The organism is Parafrankia sp. FMc2, assembly GCF_041008525.1.
Taxonomy (GTDB): Bacteria; Actinomycetota; Actinomycetes; order Frankiales; family Frankiaceae; genus Parafrankia.
Map to the genome: position 1 here is coordinate 1 of NZ_JBFLUG010000511.1, position 582 is coordinate 582.

Here is a 582-nt window from a genome sequence, read left to right on the forward strand (position 1 = left end):
GTCGAGCAGACCTTCGGGATCTTCATGCTGCACCGGCGTCTGGCCCGGGACTACGAGACGAAACCCGCCAGCGCGGTCGCGATGATCCGATGGTCGATGGTCGAGGTGATGGCACGCCGGCTGACCCGCGGCTCTACCCCGACCTGGCGGGACCCGCCGGTCTGAACGGCCCACCGGCCGGGGTAGAGGTCAGACCGTGAGCGCCGACCTGCTGGAGAAGATCGAGAACCGGCGTGCGCGGATCCGACGGACCGTCACCGAACTCCGAGAAGAGATCAACCGGCTCGGGGACGAGCTCGCGGCCGCCGAACACACCCTGGAACGGCTGGAGATCACCCATCAGACCGTGGTGGACCTGACCACCGAGGACACCCCCACACCCACCGATCCTCTGCCCGACGGCTACCGGGACGTCCTCGCCCTGTTCACCCAGGACGGCGAAGGGCTACGCGCCAAGGACGCCTGCCGGGCACTGGGTGCGGGCACCGAACCCCGCCACGTCGAGGGCCTGCGCGCGAAACTGAAACGGCTGGTCGACCGCGGCGTCCTCACCGAACCCGAACCCGGCCTGTTTATCCTGCC

1 protein-coding gene and 1 pseudogene are annotated in these 582 nt (G+C 68.9%); both read left to right on the plus strand.

Annotated elements, in window-relative coordinates:
• Positions 1-165, plus strand: a pseudogene (locus AB1460_RS38200) (IS5/IS1182 family transposase); the annotation flags it as partial.
• 31 nt (positions 166-196) lie between these two features.
• Positions 197-582 (plus strand): hypothetical protein (locus AB1460_RS38205; protein WP_368967488.1); only part of this gene is annotated, 386 nt, incomplete at its 3' end.